Raw genomic sequence first — 16726 nt, forward strand, 5'->3', positions numbered from 1 at the left:
CTTTTTAGTTCTTTCCACTTTCATAGGCGTTCTGCACCCGTTCGGTCAGCACTTTTCCACCGTTTGCATACCATTCTATCACAAAAGTATCAAAGTAATCCACTGGTTTCTCCCCACTAATGATCTGAAGAAATGCTTCCTGTTCCAGTTCCTGTAATTCTTGCGGAATTTCTGCATTTACATTTTCCAGAGGCAATGTCGATGTACTTGTTATTCCTGCCTTCTGCAGTTCCCCCACAGCCTGAATTCTTGACGCATACGCCGCCCATCCATTCGCGGTTGTCAGCTGTCCATTCAAGTAAGATTTACATGTATTAAAATAAGACTTTTCCAAACCGCTAAGCTCTGATACATCAAGCGTCTTATCCAGTGCTGCCTGAATATGTTCTGTCGTACGGTAAAGTGCATCCTCATAATCCACATTAATATTCAGTGGCCGGGCCGTCGGATCTACATTAATAGAAAAATAATCATTCACTTCTCTTGCCGCACTATCATTTGCATATCTAGACTGATCAAAAATCGCACTCACATACTTTGCTACAATTTCCGGATGCTCATATTCTTTACGCACCACCACATACATCCACTGGTCATACGATTCAAAAACTGATATCTTCTGCGTCTCATTTACCTGTTCTTTGTCTAAAAGATACGGTTTCCACTCTGCATTTGAATCGACATTATATGCTGCACTCAACGGGTTATTCGGAGCCCACCAGCGTCCATAGATAGCACCGCAATGTCCGGTTTTTAACAGATCATCTATGTTTTCCGTCTTTCGTAGCAGGAATCTCTGGTCGAGTATCTCATCCTCATATAGATTGTGAAGTTTCAAAAGCGCTTCTTTTGTTTCCTGTGTTACTGACCCATAAACTACATTTCCATTTTTATCCAGGATCCAGTGACATGGCATTGCACCGGCATGTATAAAAGTTGCATCCACTCCATAAGTCTGATCCGCACCGGCAACCACGTCTGTACTACAGGCAAGGCCGATTGTCTGACCGTCTCCTGCTGCATCCTGTTCTACAAATGCCCGGATCACTTCCAACGCTTCTCCTACTGTTTCCGGTTCCTTTAATCCCAACTTCTCAATCCAGTCTTTCCGCAGCCAAAGAAGCGGAGTTCCATCGTCAATCACCGTATTCGGAAATGCATATAGCTTTCCATCCACGGTTGCAGACTGTAAAAGAGAATCTCCATAACTTTCATACATTTCTTTGATCGTATCTGTCGTACACTCTTCATACGTTTCTGTAAGTTCTTCGATCAGGCCTGCTTCAATCAGGCGGAGCAGGTTATCTCTTCCCTTCACAACAAGCACGTCTGGAATATCACGATCTTCAATCGCTACATTGACCGCCTCTTCATAAGTATTGCCATCCTGCAATTCAAAGACATCTTCATTCTGAATATTAAGTATTTTCTTCAAATATCTCGTATATGCATTATTTTCGTACGTATCTCCTACAGGAAGATTCGAATTATTCGCCCCTGCAATCTTGCCAAGTGTATAGGTAACAGTCTCAGGATATTTCCCAAGTGGTGTATGCATCGCTTTATACATCAGCTTTCTTTTCACTTTAACTGCATTGCTTGCACCAGACTCACTTTGAGATGCTTTTAACTGTTCCATCTGTCTTTGACTTTCCTTCGTCTCAAAATAGGTTCCGCACCAAAGCATCAGCAATAAAATTAATGCAAGATGGGCTGAGAGAATTCGCTTTTTCATATCGTTTTTCATAACACCTTCGCCTCCGTGTTCTTCGGAATCCGGATAAAGACCCGCGTTCCTTTTCCTGGAGTACTTTCTATCTTCATCTCACCTTTTTCTCCATAAAGGACATGGATTCTGTCACAGACATTTCGCACACCATAACCGGAGGACTGATATGTCAGAATCTGATCCGCCTTCTCCTGCGTCATTCCCGCACCATTGTCCCTGATTTCAAAGAAAATGTGCTCAGCCTCTTCACGAATCGTCAGCCACAACGTCGGATTCTCATTATCTGACACATCAATTCCATGATCGATTGCATTTTCTGCAAGTGGCTGCAGGATCAACTTCGGTATCAGATAATCATTAAGACCATCCGAAATCTGTTCAACCACACGGAACTCGTTATCATGCATAACAAGTTGGATTTTGAGATATGCACGGATGTTATCAATTTCTTTTGCCACTGTGGTCATTGTTTCACCACGATTCAGGCTTGTCCGATAATAAGTAGACAGTGCCAATGTCACATGACTGATTTCATCCTCACCCGCTTCAATTGCTTTCCAGTTGATGATTGAAAGCGAATTATAAAGGAAATGTGGATTGATCTGTGCCTGCAGTGCTCTCATCTCACTGTTCTGAAGCTGGATCTTACTCTCATATACTTCTGAGATCAAATGGTTCATCTGATCCATCATGCGCCGAAATGACCGGATCAGCACACCCACCTCGTCTTTGGATTTACTCTGCACGGTAACTTTACGAAGTCCCATATTGATCAGGTTCATATTTTCAGTCAATAACTCCAACTGCGATACCATACGGAGGGAAAAAACATATCCCAGAAAACTCAGAAGAAGAACACTGATCAAAATAATCGGAATATTTTTGAGCAAAAGCTTATGGATTGCGTTTTCACTTACTGCCTTTGGACGATAGATATAGAAATTCCATCCTGTATCCTTCATTGTCCGCTGTACCAGATAATAATTCTCACTGATATCTTTCGGACTCTCAATATCCTTCGGACGATATTTCTTATCCATAGAACACTCGGCATAGACAATATTTCCATTATCATCCTGAATCATGCCTCCTGTATTATCTGTAAGCTGGCTCATGAATGGTTCAAGAACTTTTTCATAATCCAGACGCATCTCCAACACCGCTTTGATCGTATCATTGTCATAGAATTTCCGACTGGCAATGATTGATTTATTCACACCGCGAGTGATGCTCCACTGCATTAATGTTCCCTCATTCAACCTGGAATACCACTGTTGATTCTCCGCTTCCGACATTGGAAGAAGTGTATCTCCATGTGGCACTTCTATATTGTCAGAATATAATGTAATGCTCTGGATCTCTTTGTGATAGATCGTCGGCATCTGCAACAGTGGATCAGCCACCTTCACATATTTCAAATACTTCTCATAATCCGACTCTGTCTCCACATCAAAAATATTCCTGAGATTTTGAGAATAAGACAGATAATCAACCAGGTTCTTATAGATCTGAGACTGATTCTCAATCGAACTCACTGACTGTTCCAACATTTTCTCCAGATTGTACTGTTCCTTCTCTCGCAATTGATTCATCATGCCATACTGCATGGAAAAAGCAAGGAATCCTACCGGAACCAGTCCTGCAATCAGCATCAAAACAGACAGTTTTTTACGAAATTTCAGATTTTCAAATCGATGGATCAACTTCCGTATTTGTTTTTTCATCCGCCGCTATTCCTTTCCTGCATGCTTCCGGTGTATCTCCGAAAAACTCTCTGAAACTTCTGCAGAAGTATGAGTTATTGGAAAATCCTACTTCTTTCGCAATTTGGGAGATTTTCATATTCGTTGTCTCTAAAAGCTCTTTTGCTTTATTCATTCGCACTTCACGGATAAAACGGTTCAGTGTCATCCCTGTTTCTTCTTTAAATACAGCACTTAAATATCCCGGTGACAGAAAAACCATTGCGGAAAGTGTCTCTGCTCCCAGATCCTTTTCCTTATAATGGTGATAAATATATCCCTTCACGGTTGTAACTTCTGATCGGAACCCATCTTCCTGCTCTTGTATGCAATGTTCATATTCCTGAAGTACTTCTTCTACTATAGCAATCACATCATTAAGGTTTCTGCAACGATATAATCGATCCACTCTCTTTGAAAGCATCTTTTCATCCAGCCCTTCCATCTGGTCGAGCAATTCTTTCATAATTCCAGAAAATACAAACTTTATATACATATCCGAAAATTGCTTATGCGCACGATATTTTTCTTCCAGTCTCTGAAAATCCTGACGGAGATGTGGCAGATCTTTATATTGAATATCTTTCGTAATCTGTTCCATGATTTCAGAATCTTCTGCTGGATCAGCTTTCTTCTCTTCCTGCTTCTCCCCGTGGAAAAACAGATGCTGACGTGGCTGATAGAACTGCTCTTCTAACATTCCTTCCAGCACCTTAAATTCCTCTGCCAGATTTTTTCCATCTTCGATTTCCTCACTGACTGCAAAATAACATTCACTGTCAAACTGGTGCGCAAAAAAACGGTACATTTTCTCTACGATTCCATGATAATCTGCATATTTTTCCGTGAACAAAAAGATGGATTCGTTCGAATTCAGATTCACATAATGAAACTCTCTCTGCACCTCTTCCTTCAGGCTCATCAGGAAATGTTCCTCTTCCGTTTCGAAGAATCCATTTGAGGCACTGACAAGAACCATACGGGTAAATTGGGACAGATCATCTTCCATTCCATCTGTAAGTTTCTTAAACTGAACAAAATCTTCCTCTTTTCCCCCATACAGATATTTCAGTAAAAAGTATTTTTTCAGATAATCTTCTTTCTTTTCCTGCTGCTCTTTTTTCTCTATCTTGGAAGAAATATTTTCCATCACTCGTTGAAAAGTCTTATGGAATTCCTCCGGATCAACCGGCTTCAGAACATAGTCTACAACTCCATACCGCAATGCTTCTCTTGCATAAGAGAAATCATTATATCCGCTGAAGATCACGATTTCCATATCCGGATGATCTTCTCTCACTGCTTTCGTCAGCTCCAGTCCATTCATATAAGGCATCTTTACATCCGAAAATAAAATATCCACATGGTTTGATTCTAATACTCCCAGTGCATCCTTTCCATTCGTTGCTTCTAGGATCTGGAATTCTCCTTCCTCCCTCTTTAACAGAAAGCGGATTCCCCTTCGCTCCAGTTTTTCATCATCCACGATCAATATTGTAATCATTTCCCCACGCCTCCCACACGTTCACTTTACATTTTCACTATTCCTTTTATAACGTCCGAAAACAGCAGGGAATGTTCACTCACTCTCTGCTGTCTTTTTTTAATTTTTATAATTCTATTTTAATTCATTTTTTAGACAATGTCCACACTAGCCTTTAACCGCTCCGGCTACAACGCCTTCGATAATATATCTCTGGCAGAACAGGTAGAAGATGATAATCGGCACAATTGCAAGAACCAGAGTTCCCATCATTGCTCCCATATCTACAGAACCGTATCCACCTTTCAGATACTGAACTGCCATCGGCACTGTCTTATATTTTCTCTGATCCAGTACAAGTGATGGAAGCAGGTAGTCGTTCCAAATCCACATTGCCTGAAGAATTGTAACTGTTACGCAAGTCGGCTTGGCAATCGGAAGTACAATTTTAAAGAATGTCTGGATTGGTGTACATCCATCAATCATTGCAGCCTCTTCAATCTCCAATGGAATGGATTTCATGAACCCGGTAAACATAAAGACGGAAAGTCCTGCACCAAATCCAAGGTAGATCACAACCAGTCCCCACGGATTTCCCATATGAAGCATATTTGCGATCTTGGATAATGTAAACATTTCCATCTGGAATGGCACGATCATTGCAAACAGGCAAAGCATGTAAAGGATCTTTGTAAATTTTGTCTTCACGCGGCAGATATACCATGCACACATGGAGCAACATAAGATAATCACTGCTACAGATAAGATTGTGATAAATAAACTCCATCCAAATGCCTGAATCAGCTGTGTCTGCTTAATACCACGGATATAGTTCTCTAATCCGACATACATCTTTCCGGTCGGTATCTTGAACGGTGCTTTACTGATATAGGCTTTTTTCTTAAAGGAGTTGATAAATACCAGTATGATCGGATACAGATACAGCAGGCTGAGTAGTGTAAAAATAACGGTTAATAATGTACCATGTTTTACTTTTTTATTCATTACTGCTGCACCTCCTTTGATGTTGTCAGTTTATTCTGGATCAATGCAATCACTCCTACGATAATAAAGAAGATAACTGCTTTCGCCTGTCCTACACCTTCCCAGCCAGTTCTTCCATAGAATGTATTATAGATATTCAGGGCAAGCATTTCTGACATCTTGTCCGGTCCACCGTTTGTCAATGCAAGGTTCTGGTCGAAAAGTTTAAATCCGTTTGTAAGTGTCAGGAAAGTACAGATTGTAATGGATGGCATAACCATCGGAATTGTAACATATCTTAAAAGCTGTACTTTATTCGCTCCATCAATCTGTGCTGCCTCGATCAGCTCTCCAGGAATATTCTGGATTCCTGAGATGTAGATGATCATCATGTATCCAACCTGCTGCCAGAGCATCAGGATAACCAATCCCCAGAAACCATATTTTGAAGAATATGTAAGTGTTTTCTGGAAATGTGCCAGAATACCATTTAATAACAGCTGCCATACATATCCAAGTACAATACCACCGATCAGGTTCGGCATAAAAAATACAGTACGGAAAATATTGGTTCCCTTAATATTCTTTGTCAAAAGCATTGCTACCGCAAATGCAAAAATGTTGATCAATAATACTGTCACAATTGTAAATAATGCGGTAAACCAAAGAGAGTGAAGAAAATCTCCGTCTCCAAGGATCTTTGCATAGTTGCTAAGTCCAATAAATTTAGCGTCTGTCACCGTTGTGAACTTGCAGAACGAAAGATATACGCCTAACACAAACGGTGCAAGGAAACCTATCGTGAATGCAATCAGCGTCGGTAATACAAATACCGGAAAATATCTCTTTATTGCTTTTTGCATGTTCTTCTCCTCCTGTCTTTCTTTTCTGTAAAAAGCCTTTCTGCGCCTTTGCTTTTCACAATTCTAATTACATAATTTCAGCCTGCCCCGGTATGCTCGTTGGCAGGCTGTTTGATCTTCTTCTCTATTTCACAGCCTTTTTATCTGCCTATCCTGTGAAAAGTCTTTTTTATTCGTTTGCTGCTGCGTATTCTTCAGCCCATCCATCAACAAATGCTGTCTGTACACTATCCCATGCGCCTGTACCCTGTGCATAGTTCAGAAGAGCTCCACCAAGATTGTTTTTCCAGTTCTCAGATGGCATTGTTGTAAAGTTCCAGCTTACTGGTGTCTTTCCTGCCTCTGTATACTCAGCATTTGCTTTTACAAGCGGGTTGTCCGGAAGGTAATCTGAGAATGTTGTGAACGGTGTTACAAATCCCATCTCGTTAGCCAGCATGTCACGACCTTCATCGCTCTCAACTACCCATTTCATAAAATCAAGTGTTGCCTGAATGTCTTCTTCTGAAGCGTTCTTATTTACACACCAGTAGTTCTCAGATCCTGTACAAAGTCCCTGATTTTCTTCTCCATCAACTCCGATGTAGATTGGAAGCATTCCCATATCTTCATCTGCTACTTCATTATCTTTGATATCATTGTAAGCCCATGTACCATTCTGATAGAATACTGCTTCGCCAAGTGCAAATTCACTTGCTGCGTCATCTCCTGTCTTAGAAGAAATCATAGATGGCTCACATGTAGAGTTGTTCAGATACAGATCCCAGATCTGTTTGTAGTTGTCAAGGTATGTTCCTTTGATTGCATCTGTGCTGTCAATTCCGTCTGCCTTATACTCATAGTAGATTGGAAGATTTGCAAGGTGTGTCTTGAATCTCCAGTCAGAGGAAGAATCCATTCCTGCTGAAGTAAAAGCTCCTTCTACTCCAAGATCATCTTTGTGTGCCTGAATCTCTTCTGCAACTGTCTTAAGTGCCTGGAAGTTATTCAGATCATCAATTGATTTGATACTTGCATCCGGCAATTCGAAGTATTTGTTCAGAAGAGCTTTGTTGTAGATCAGACCATAAGTCTCAATAACATAAGCGATTCCATCTACTGCGTCGCCATCTTTTAATATATAATCGTCAGACTCGACATCTTTATAAACATCGCTGTCTGAAAGGTCATAGCAATAATTTTTCCATGTAGCAAGTCCAACCGGTCCGTTTACCTGGAACAATGTTGGTGCCTCATCTTTTGCCATCTCTGATTTCAACTGTGACTCGTAAGTTCCTGATGCTGCTGTCTGTACATCAACCTGAACACCCGTCTCATCTGTATACTCTTTTGCAAGTTCTACCCACTGGTCAGCCTGCTCTGGTTTAAAGTTCAGATAATAAACTTTTCCGGATGACTTATCTCCTTTCGCTGTTTCATCTCCGCTTGATGTGGCTCCACATCCTGCAAGCATTCCTCCTGCCATTGAAGCTGCAAGTACAAGTGCAAGAATCTTTTTCTTCTTCATAATTGAATCCTCCTTTTATGATTACTTTTCTTTGTTTTTCTTGATGATGTTATTATAAGAAAAAGTTCCAAAATAAGATATAATAAAATTCCAAGAAACATAACACTATTTCAAGATTATTGTAATTTTTGAAGATTTTGTGTATGATACAAGAGTTCGCCAAGAACCAAAAATGAAGTTTGAAACAAATAAGTAGAGAACAGCCACGAAATAGAGGGCATAGCAAACAAACCACCGGATTAGCTGGTTTTGAAAATTGAATATATAAACGCAACACCTAATTAGGAGACCGGCGAAGGCTCATCTTTAATGAGATACCCTCGTTGCCTTAGAAGATTAAGTGCCTGTGAAGTTGTAAGAACTTTTTCTTTTTTCACAGGACGTGATTCAAGAAAACCATCGGATGTATAAGGTTTTAAATCTGTGAGTATGTGCCAGATAGCGGTCAGGATCATACGGCAGCGTGCAATAATGGCTTTCTTGTGGCCACGACGTGTTTTGATACGCTTATAGCGGGTGGTAAATTCAAAATGTTTCTTCGATTTGATTAAAGCATTTGCAATCTGTACCAGAACTGGTTTAAAATAAGAACCAGTACAGGAAATCCGAGTGGATTTGATTTTACGGTCGCTCTTATCATTTCGGGGACAACATCCAGCCCAGGAGACGAGGTGTTTTGCTGTGAGGAAGACAGGCATATCACCACCAATCTCTGAAAGCACCTGAATTGCAGTCATTGGATTCTTATCGAATCCAGGAACCGTTCTTATTAAGTTTAAAGCAGCCTCGTATTTATCACTGAGACGAAGGATTTCCTGTTCTACTTCTGAAATGTGCTTTTGAAGTTCGTCTATGTGATCAAGGCACTGTCTGAGCTTTACATCCTGTTCTTTCGAGATATTACCATCAACGGCCGCCTGAATTTCTTCTATTGGAGTTTTACAGCGGCTGTCAACAAAGGGTGACACATCAAATTTTTCCCCAGGGTGCTGCAAAATCTGTTCCGTAATGGAACGGGAAGATTTCCCGAATACATCAGAAAAGACATCATCAAGCTTCAGATTGGAAACAGTAAGACAATTTTGGGCACGATTCTTCTCACCGGTAATCATACAGGTGAGTTTGAAACGGTATCTTACGAGATCCCTGAGTTCTCTGATGTCAGCAGGTGGAATAAAAGAAGGTTTCACCATGCCGCACATGTATAGATCACAGATCCATTTGGCATCTTTGCGGTCGGTCTTGTTTCCTTTCATGGGTTTGGTGTATTTCGGATGGGATAGAGTAACCCGGATTTTGTGTTGCTCTAAGATATTGAAAACAGGGATCCAATACTTGCCGGTAGATTCCATACAGACATCGTTACAGTTGTATTTAGCAAGCCAGACACACAGCTGATGCAAACCTTTAGAAAAGGAAGAAAAGCGAGCCTGCTTATACTCTGTACGATTATTGGAATCCGTGATACCGATACAGGCATAAATCCATGTTTTGTGGACATCAAGTCCACAGCAGTTAAATTTAAAAATTTTAAAAGACAAGTAACTACCTCCTGATAGCATAATGATAAAACGGACAGTGACTGGTCATCCGGCGAGATCGAGTCGACTTCGGAAGAGATAAGTTTCCGGGCTACAGTTATGCGCCACTCATTGATGCCTTAACGGATGACCGACAACATATAAATATGCGAGGTTGCCGCTATACAGCCCCGCCACTCACCTCCACGTGTTCTGTAGTGTGTCAGTCTTATGGAACCATCATATCAGAAGGGAACAAAAATAGAAAGTGAAGGTAACCAACACGTTTCATGGCGCATTGGTGGCTTTCGCAGAAAGACGGGAAATAAATATGGATAAATCCATGTTCATAATAATTCTTTCTCCATAGTCAGATAGTGCAGCTAACCTAAACCAAAACAAAAAACTTCATAAACAACGTCATGGCGAAGCCCCCTTCGCTCTTTTGTTATGTCATTTTTTATTTCCAGCCCATTATACACTATTTCTGACGATTTGAGAAATTTCCTATAAAGCAAAAAAGGCTCGGTGGGTGCAACACCGAGCTTTCGTTTTTCTATTAGAAACTATCTGACAAATCAGAGCTTTAGCAGGTTGCAAGAAATAGATCGGCTTTAGGTTCTGCAACCGAACGGTTAATATAAACAAGATTGAATTCACCAGTGATCTCCATGTCCTCCACTCTAAATGTTGCCAAGTCATTTCGGCAGTGGCTAATTGGTTCATATGCAAAAGTAATCAAATGATCCATTGCAACCAAGTCGCAAATAATAGAAAAATTACTGATGGACGAATGCCGACTGAAGCTGTCCAGTGAATAACCTCTTGCGGCCACGGCTTGTTCCTGAAGCATGTGTGTTCCGGAACCTTTCTCACGCACAAGCAGGCTTTCCTGAAGAACTTCCTCAAGAGAAACGGTTCTGCCTGCAAAAGAATGACGGCGGCTGCATATGCCCAAAAAGCTCTCTTTTTTATAGAGGCGGTGCGGATACTTTTCTTTATCGAACACGCCTTCAATTATTGCAAAGTCCACAGGCATCTGCGGTGGCTCTGCCATTGCCGCTATCGCCCCCACCATCGACGCGGACGACAACGACGTTGCCTACGCCATGTCCGCCACCTTCCTATTTGACATGGCGATGATCGTGCTGTTTCCCATCATGGGCCGGGCACTGGGTATGACGGATCAGGCCTTTGGCATCTGGGCAGGTACGGCGGTGAGCGGCACCAAGACTGCCAGCAAGTTCCTGATGGTCTGCGCACTGGCTGCCATCGGATTGAATACCTCCTTCGCCAGCATGAAGAAGGCTGGCATCCGCCCCATGATTCACGGTTTCATCATTTCTGCGCTGGTTGTAATTGTGGCGCTGCTAGTGGAGATGGGCATGGGAATCGTGTAAGAAAGCTACAAGACAATTGAGCAAAGCCACAGTTCAAAACAAAACTGTGGCTTTTGTCTTTGGATTGAGGAATGGCGTTACGTATTTGCTCGAATTACGCAGCTGATGGATGATGCAATTCTGAATTTCCGTCTTGGGAAATACAGCCCCAATCGCCGCAGAGAATCCCGTCAGGTTATCCGTGCAGGCAATGAAAATGTCCTCCACGCCTCGTTTTTTAGCCCGTTGAGTACCGTTGCCCAGTACTTGGCACTTTCGTTTTCTCCTACCCACATCCCCAACACGTCTTTTTTAAGGGCACAACGCACATATCCTTGCTCACTCTTTTTTCATTTTCTTGTTACGGTCTTTCGGGGCAACAGCCCCATCAAATCGCTTGTAAAGCGATTGTGCTTTCGAAAAAAGCATGATACGATATTGCCATAAGCAGTGATGTTGCAACACATAGCTACAATCTACAATAGTGAAAGGAGACGATCTCACCAATGCGATGCTCCCTTGTTTCCAACAAAATAATCCAAGCCCGTGAACGTTTGGGACTCACACAGCAGCAGTTAGCGGAAAAGCTTTGTGTAACCAACAAAGCCGTTTCCAAGTGGGAATGTGGCGTCACACTTCCTGACATCTCGCTTTTGGTGCCTCTATGCCGTGTTCTGGGTCTGACGGTGCAGGAACTGCTGGATGAATACGACGGCAAATTCGGTAATACCCCCGGCTGCCAGACCACGGAAGATCCTGCGCAGGACACGCTGTTTGCGGCGCAGCAGCACAGCCATTACCTGTATATCGATCTCAAAACCACCTCTACGGTGTCGCCCCATTTGTTTGGCCACAACCTGGAGCATACCAGAGCCAGCATCATGGATGGTCTCAGCGCCCAGATGATCCGCAACCGGAAGTTTGCCGGCGCTGCGGCGCGCAACGGCGTAGCGCTGGACTGGGAAGGCATCGGCGAATGCGTGTACTTTGCCAATGAACACCGCCTTCCCGGTAGCAACGCAAACGAAGCTTATGTATGTCATTACGCGCACAACGGCATGTGGCGGCGTAACGAATGTCAGTCCCAGATGATTCAGAACCCAATTCCGAATCAGGTGAGCGGTATCCGTCAAAAAGAGCTCTTCCTTCAAAAGGACAGGAGCTATCCGTTTGCCGTCGTTGTCAAAGTACAGCAGCCGCTGGATGTGCGCGTCGCGCTCACCAACGCCGATGGTACGCAGATTTATGCGGAAACCGTTTTTCCTGTTCAGCCCGTTCTAGCGAAGGAGGATGCACAGGAAGAGGTGGATGAATGGCAGCGCTTTGAGACGATTCTGACCCCCGGCGTCGACGATGCGCATGCCGTGATAAGCATTACCTACACGGAGCAGGCACAACTGCTCATCGGCGCAGTTTCCATGATGCCGGACAATCATTTCCATACCATGCGCAGGGACACCGTGGAAAAGCTCAAGGAAATCGGCGTGCGTCTGCTGCGCTGGCCGGGTGGCAACTTTGCCGGCGAATATCGCTGGCAGGATATGTTCCTGCATCCCGACAGGCGCGCTCCCATGGAGGGCTACATGGAAAATGAAACGCAGCCCTTTACACACGGCTATGACATGCATGAAATAGACACCGACGATTTTATTGCACTGTGCCGTGAGATCGGCGCGGAGCCCTTCCTCACCATCAATGCCGCCTGGGATTCCCCCGAAGTATGCGCCGCCTGGGTGGAATACTGCAACGGCCCTGCCGAGAGCAAATACGGCAGGCTGCGTGCCCAGCGCGGTCATCAGGAGCCCTACAATGTCAAATGGTGGTCGCTGGGCAACGAAATGGGTTATGGCCACATGGAGGGCGCAAATACGCCGGATGGATACGCATCGCTGGTGGAAACGCATGCGCGTGCCATGCTGAAGGTTACGCCGGATCTGAAATTTGTTTCTTCCGGCCCCTATCCGAATCAGGAGTGGGTAGATGTTTCCATCAAGAAGCTGGCTCCCATTGCGCCATACGTTTCTCTGCATACGTACAATTCAGTCCATTGGGACTTCACCTCTCCGGAGGGCATGGAGCGCTGCTATAACGAAATGATCCGCATGCCCATCCACAATCTAGGAATCCTGCGCAGGCTGCATGACATGCTCCCGGAAAAGACATTCATCTCCTACGATGAATGGAATCTGTGGAAAACATGGTGCCGCAATCCTTCCTCCATGGAGGGCATCTTCACTGCGCAGATGCTGCACATGTTCATGCATGAAAGCGAAAAACAGCGCATGCCCATGGCCTGCTACTTTGAGCCGGTTAACGAAGGCGCCATGCAGGTGCATCCGGATCATACCGAGCTGACGGCAACCGGTCAGGCCTTTGCGCTGCTCTCCCGGCATGCCGGCGGAAAGCTGTGTACGGTAGATGGTGTAGAAGACTTTGAAGTCGTTGCCACCATCGATGATCATCATGTGCTGACCCTGACGATGCTCAACCTGAACTGGCAGGAGGAAACTACTTACTCTCTGAATAAATGCGGAACAATTCTGGAAAACAAGGTACTTCAGGCCGAAAATCTGTTGCCTGGTACCCCGTTTACGGAAAATCCCCTGATGATTCATGTCAAGGATGATATTATCAAGGCGAAGCTTCCACCCCGCAGCGTTGCCTGTATCAGTATTTCACTCGTCGAATAACATACACGGAATGCAAAAAAAAATAAAATGAAAACAGCAAGTCGCTCACAGCATGAAAGGAGTAATTTTATGAAAAATGGAAAGTTGACGGTTGCCATCGTGGGCATGGGTTTCGGCAGCTGCTTCCTGCCCATCTATCTGAAGCATCCGGATGTGGAGCATGTCATTATGGTGGATACCAATCCGGACCAGCTGAAGGCGCTGGCAGATATGTACCTGCTGGACGAAAGCTACTACACCACCGACTTTGAAGCGGTATTGCAGAACCCGGATGTGGATGCGGTCCATCTGGTCATTCCGCCCGCGCTGCATGCGCCCATGTCGGTTCAGGTGCTCAACGCAGGCAAGCACTGCGCCTGCACCATCCCCATGGGTATGTCCATGAAGGAGCTGGAAGACGTTATCAAGGCGCGGAAGGCTTCCGGCAAACACTATATGTTCATGGAAACTTCCGTCTACACCCGCGAGTATCTGTATGTGAAGGAGCTGTACGAATCCGGCGCAATGGGCAAGCTGCAGTATATGCGCTGCGCCCACTATCAGGATATGGAGGGCTGGCCCTCTTACTGGGACGGCTTCCCGCCCCTGGCACATCCCACCCATGCCATCGGCCCCTGTTTTGCTCTGGCAGGGCAGCGTCCGGTCAGCGTCTTCGGCAGAGGCTCCGGCAAGGTCCGTCCGGAACTGGAAAAGCAGTACGGCTGCCCCTTCGCCTTTGAGTCTGCTCTGGTGGCCTTGGAGGATGGCGAGACGACCGTTGAAATGGAGCGCTTCCTGTACCATGTCGCCCGTGGCTACAGCGAATGCTTTAATATCTATGGTGAAAACAAGTCCTTTGAGTGGGATCAGCTCAACGGCGACAAACATGTGATGTTCAGCCGGGATCTGGTTTGGGAGAACGAGAACCGCGGCGGCAAGATCGATGAGGAATACGTTCAGGTCCCCGATTATGCCCATCTGCTTCCGGACGTCATTGGCCGGTTTACCTACGAAGTGGCCTATGACGAGGTCAATCCCCATCTGTCCTTCAAGCAGGGCGGCGGTCATGGCGGTTCCCATCCGCATCTGGTCCATGAGTTCGTTACCAGCATTCTGGAAGACAGAACTCCCTTCCCCTCCGATATCGATGCGGCCTACTGGACCGGCGTTGGTCTCCTGGCCCACGAAAGCGCCATGGAAGGCGGCACCGTAAAGTCGCTGCCCAAGTACGAAGAGCTGTAACGGGAGCCGGTAAAAACGCAGTCTCCCCAAAAAAGCCGAACCAATCGTTCTGCCTCAAATTGTCCATACAGCCAAGAGGGTTTGCCTTGATTTTGCCCAGCAATGCATCTTCAGCAAAGACCGCGGTCAAGGCTTCTCCCACAATAAAAAAGTGTCTGCGACACTCTCAACTCCCCTAACCCCTCATTCATGAGGGGAAGGGGTTTTCTTATCTCCTTCTTTATTGTAAAATTCTATTATGAATATATTACAATCCATCTTTACCGATTATTATGAACTCCATCCTCGTCCTGCTGTCATTGAAAATGTCAACAAGATGATTCATTGTGGTGACCCTTCTTACGGTGGTGCCATGTATGGCTGTCCTCACTGTGGAAATCTTAAATTTGTTCCCTTTCGCTGTAAAAGCCGTTTTTGCCCTTCCTGCGGAAACAAATACAACCAGCTTCGTTCTTTTCATATGTCCTGTAAGCTTGTTTCTTGCGTTCATCGCCATTGTGTTTTCACTATCCCAGCGGAACTTCGCGTTTATTTTCTCGAAGACAGGACTCTCTTAGATTGTTTATTTCATTCTGTTCGTGATGTTGTTTTACGCATGTTTTCCAAAATGAATAAAACCGAAAACTTTACTCCTGGGCTTATCTGTATTCTTCACACTTTTGGGCGTGATTTAAAATGGAATCCTCATATCCACGATCTCATCTCCGAGGGTGGGGCTGGTAACATCACTCCTTGGCGTCCTGTCAAACACTTTGATTACAGTTTCCTTCGTAATGCTTTCCGCAAAGTCCTGCTTGAACGACTTACCTCCCGCATTGGTCCGACTTTTCGCAAAGTCAAAAATGAAATGTACACGAAACACGCTGACGGCTTTTATGTCCGTGCAAAGCCAAATCTTTGCACTCCTGATATCACCATTAAATACATCAGCCGATACCTCGGCAGACCTGTTATTGCCACATCGCGTATTGATACTTATGACGGCAAAAATGTAACCTTTCATTACACCAGACACGAAGACAATAAAACTGTTACTGAAACCATTCCTGCTTTGAACTTCATTCAAAAACTCATTGTCCACATCTCCGAAAAACATTTTAAAATGCTTCGCTACTATGGGATATATGCCAAACATCATAAGCAGGAAATGAAGCTCCGTAAATGTATTTCTGCCGAAAAACAATGTTTCCTACATTCTAGTTAGCAACCACCTGTTCAACTGGTGGTTTATTATTAGCCCTCCAAAGGGCTATTGTTACTGCTCGCCCCAAAGGGCGGTATCGCAAGCACTTTTGCTAGCCCGCTATAAAGCGGTACTACTCGAATCTTCTCGTCTCGATTCTTCTGCTTACTCTTTTATATACTTTTGAACTGCTTCATCTGTTATATTGCCAATCGTTTCAACATAATATCCTCTAGCCCAAAACGCTTTATCCCATTTACTTTGCAACTCAGGATGCCTGTCATAAATCATTAATGTGCTTTTTCCTTTCAGATACCCCATAAAATCTGATACTCTGAGTTTTGGTGGAATTGCTACGCTTAAATGTACATGATCTATACATACCGCTCCTGCAATTATCTCTACATTTTTATACTGGCATAAAG

12 protein-coding genes and 2 pseudogenes are annotated in these 16726 nt (G+C 44.2%); 4 read left to right on the forward strand and 10 right to left on the reverse strand.

Features of this window, described 5'->3' with window-relative positions:
* Positions 1 to 4: 4 nt before the first annotated feature.
* From DXB83_RS05460 to DXB83_RS05495, 8 genes are all read right to left on the reverse strand, one after another.
* On the reverse strand, positions 5 to 1747 hold the full coding sequence (locus tag DXB83_RS05460) for an extracellular solute-binding protein (RefSeq protein ID WP_118697345.1): 1743 nt from the start codon (positions 1745 to 1747) through the stop codon (positions 5 to 7).
* Positions 1744 to 3453 carry a sensor histidine kinase gene (locus DXB83_RS05465; protein WP_117761811.1) on the reverse strand — a complete coding sequence of 570 codons (1710 nt, stop codon included), beginning with the start codon at positions 3451 to 3453 and terminating at the stop codon, positions 1744 to 1746. The genes DXB83_RS05460 and DXB83_RS05465 overlap by 4 nt, the downstream gene beginning before the upstream one ends.
* Positions 3416 to 4975 carry a response regulator transcription factor gene (locus tag DXB83_RS05470; protein WP_117761810.1) on the reverse strand — a complete coding sequence of 520 codons (1560 nt, stop codon included), beginning with the start codon at positions 4973 to 4975 and terminating at the stop codon, positions 3416 to 3418. Before DXB83_RS05470 ends, DXB83_RS05465 begins: the two co-directional genes overlap by 38 nt.
* 147 nt (positions 4976 to 5122) lie before the next feature.
* Positions 5123 to 5959 (reverse strand): carbohydrate ABC transporter permease, encoded by an 837-nt coding sequence (locus DXB83_RS05475; protein ID WP_117761809.1) that lies wholly within the window; start codon positions 5957 to 5959, stop codon positions 5123 to 5125.
* Positions 5959 to 6801: a carbohydrate ABC transporter permease gene (locus DXB83_RS05480; protein ID WP_117761808.1), complete on the reverse strand. Its 843-nt coding sequence runs from the start codon at positions 6799 to 6801 to the stop codon at positions 5959 to 5961. The genes DXB83_RS05475 and DXB83_RS05480 overlap by 1 nt, the downstream gene beginning before the upstream one ends.
* A 169-nt stretch (positions 6802 to 6970) precedes the next feature.
* Positions 6971 to 8308 carry an ABC transporter substrate-binding protein gene (locus tag DXB83_RS05485; protein WP_055222161.1) on the reverse strand — a complete coding sequence of 446 codons (1338 nt, stop codon included), beginning with the start codon at positions 8306 to 8308 and terminating at the stop codon, positions 6971 to 6973.
* A gap of 281 nt (positions 8309 to 8589) precedes the next feature.
* Positions 8590 to 9849: an IS110 family transposase gene (locus DXB83_RS05490; RefSeq protein ID WP_117761807.1), complete on the reverse strand. Its 1260-nt coding sequence runs from the start codon at positions 9847 to 9849 to the stop codon at positions 8590 to 8592.
* Between the two features lie 565 nt (positions 9850 to 10414).
* A complete protein-coding gene (locus DXB83_RS05495; protein ID WP_158565833.1) occupies positions 10415 to 10885 on the reverse strand; it encodes a LysR substrate-binding domain-containing protein in 471 nt (156 codons plus the stop codon).
* On the opposite strand from DXB83_RS05495, the gene DXB83_RS05500 reads away from it, so the two are divergent.
* Positions 10884 to 11228, forward strand: a complete 345-nt coding sequence (locus DXB83_RS05500) for a putative sulfate exporter family transporter (RefSeq protein WP_243002036.1) — start codon at positions 10884 to 10886, stop codon at positions 11226 to 11228. The genes DXB83_RS05495 and DXB83_RS05500 overlap by 2 nt on opposite strands.
* Before the next feature lie 78 nt (positions 11229 to 11306).
* Here DXB83_RS05500 and DXB83_RS05505 read toward each other — a convergent pair.
* Positions 11307 to 11518: pseudogene (locus DXB83_RS05505) on the reverse strand (transposase); the annotation flags it as partial.
* A gap of 195 nt (positions 11519 to 11713) precedes the next feature.
* Here DXB83_RS05505 and DXB83_RS05510 point away from each other — a divergent pair.
* From DXB83_RS05510 to DXB83_RS05520, 3 genes and pseudogenes are all read left to right on the forward strand, one after another.
* Positions 11714 to 13897, forward strand: coding sequence for a helix-turn-helix domain-containing protein (locus tag DXB83_RS05510; protein WP_117761804.1), 2184 nt, complete (start codon positions 11714 to 11716; stop codon positions 13895 to 13897).
* A 69-nt stretch (positions 13898 to 13966) separates the two neighbouring features.
* Complete coding sequence (locus DXB83_RS05515) at positions 13967 to 15118, forward strand: Gfo/Idh/MocA family protein (RefSeq protein WP_117510865.1); 1152 nt, start codon at positions 13967 to 13969, stop codon at positions 15116 to 15118.
* A gap of 238 nt (positions 15119 to 15356) precedes the next feature.
* A pseudogene (locus tag DXB83_RS05520) lies at positions 15357 to 16310 on the forward strand (IS91 family transposase); the annotation flags it as partial.
* 156 nt (positions 16311 to 16466) lie between these two features.
* On the opposite strand, the gene tnpA reads toward DXB83_RS05520, so the two are convergent.
* Positions 16467 to 16726, reverse strand: a 260-nt coding sequence (tnpA, locus tag DXB83_RS05525) for an IS200/IS605 family transposase (RefSeq protein WP_118697383.1), incomplete at its 5' end; no start/stop codon positions are given.

The sequence above is a fragment of the Blautia sp. OM06-15AC genome, from assembly GCF_003481425.1.
GTDB lineage: Bacteria > Bacillota > Clostridia > Lachnospirales > Lachnospiraceae > Fusicatenibacter > Fusicatenibacter saccharivorans.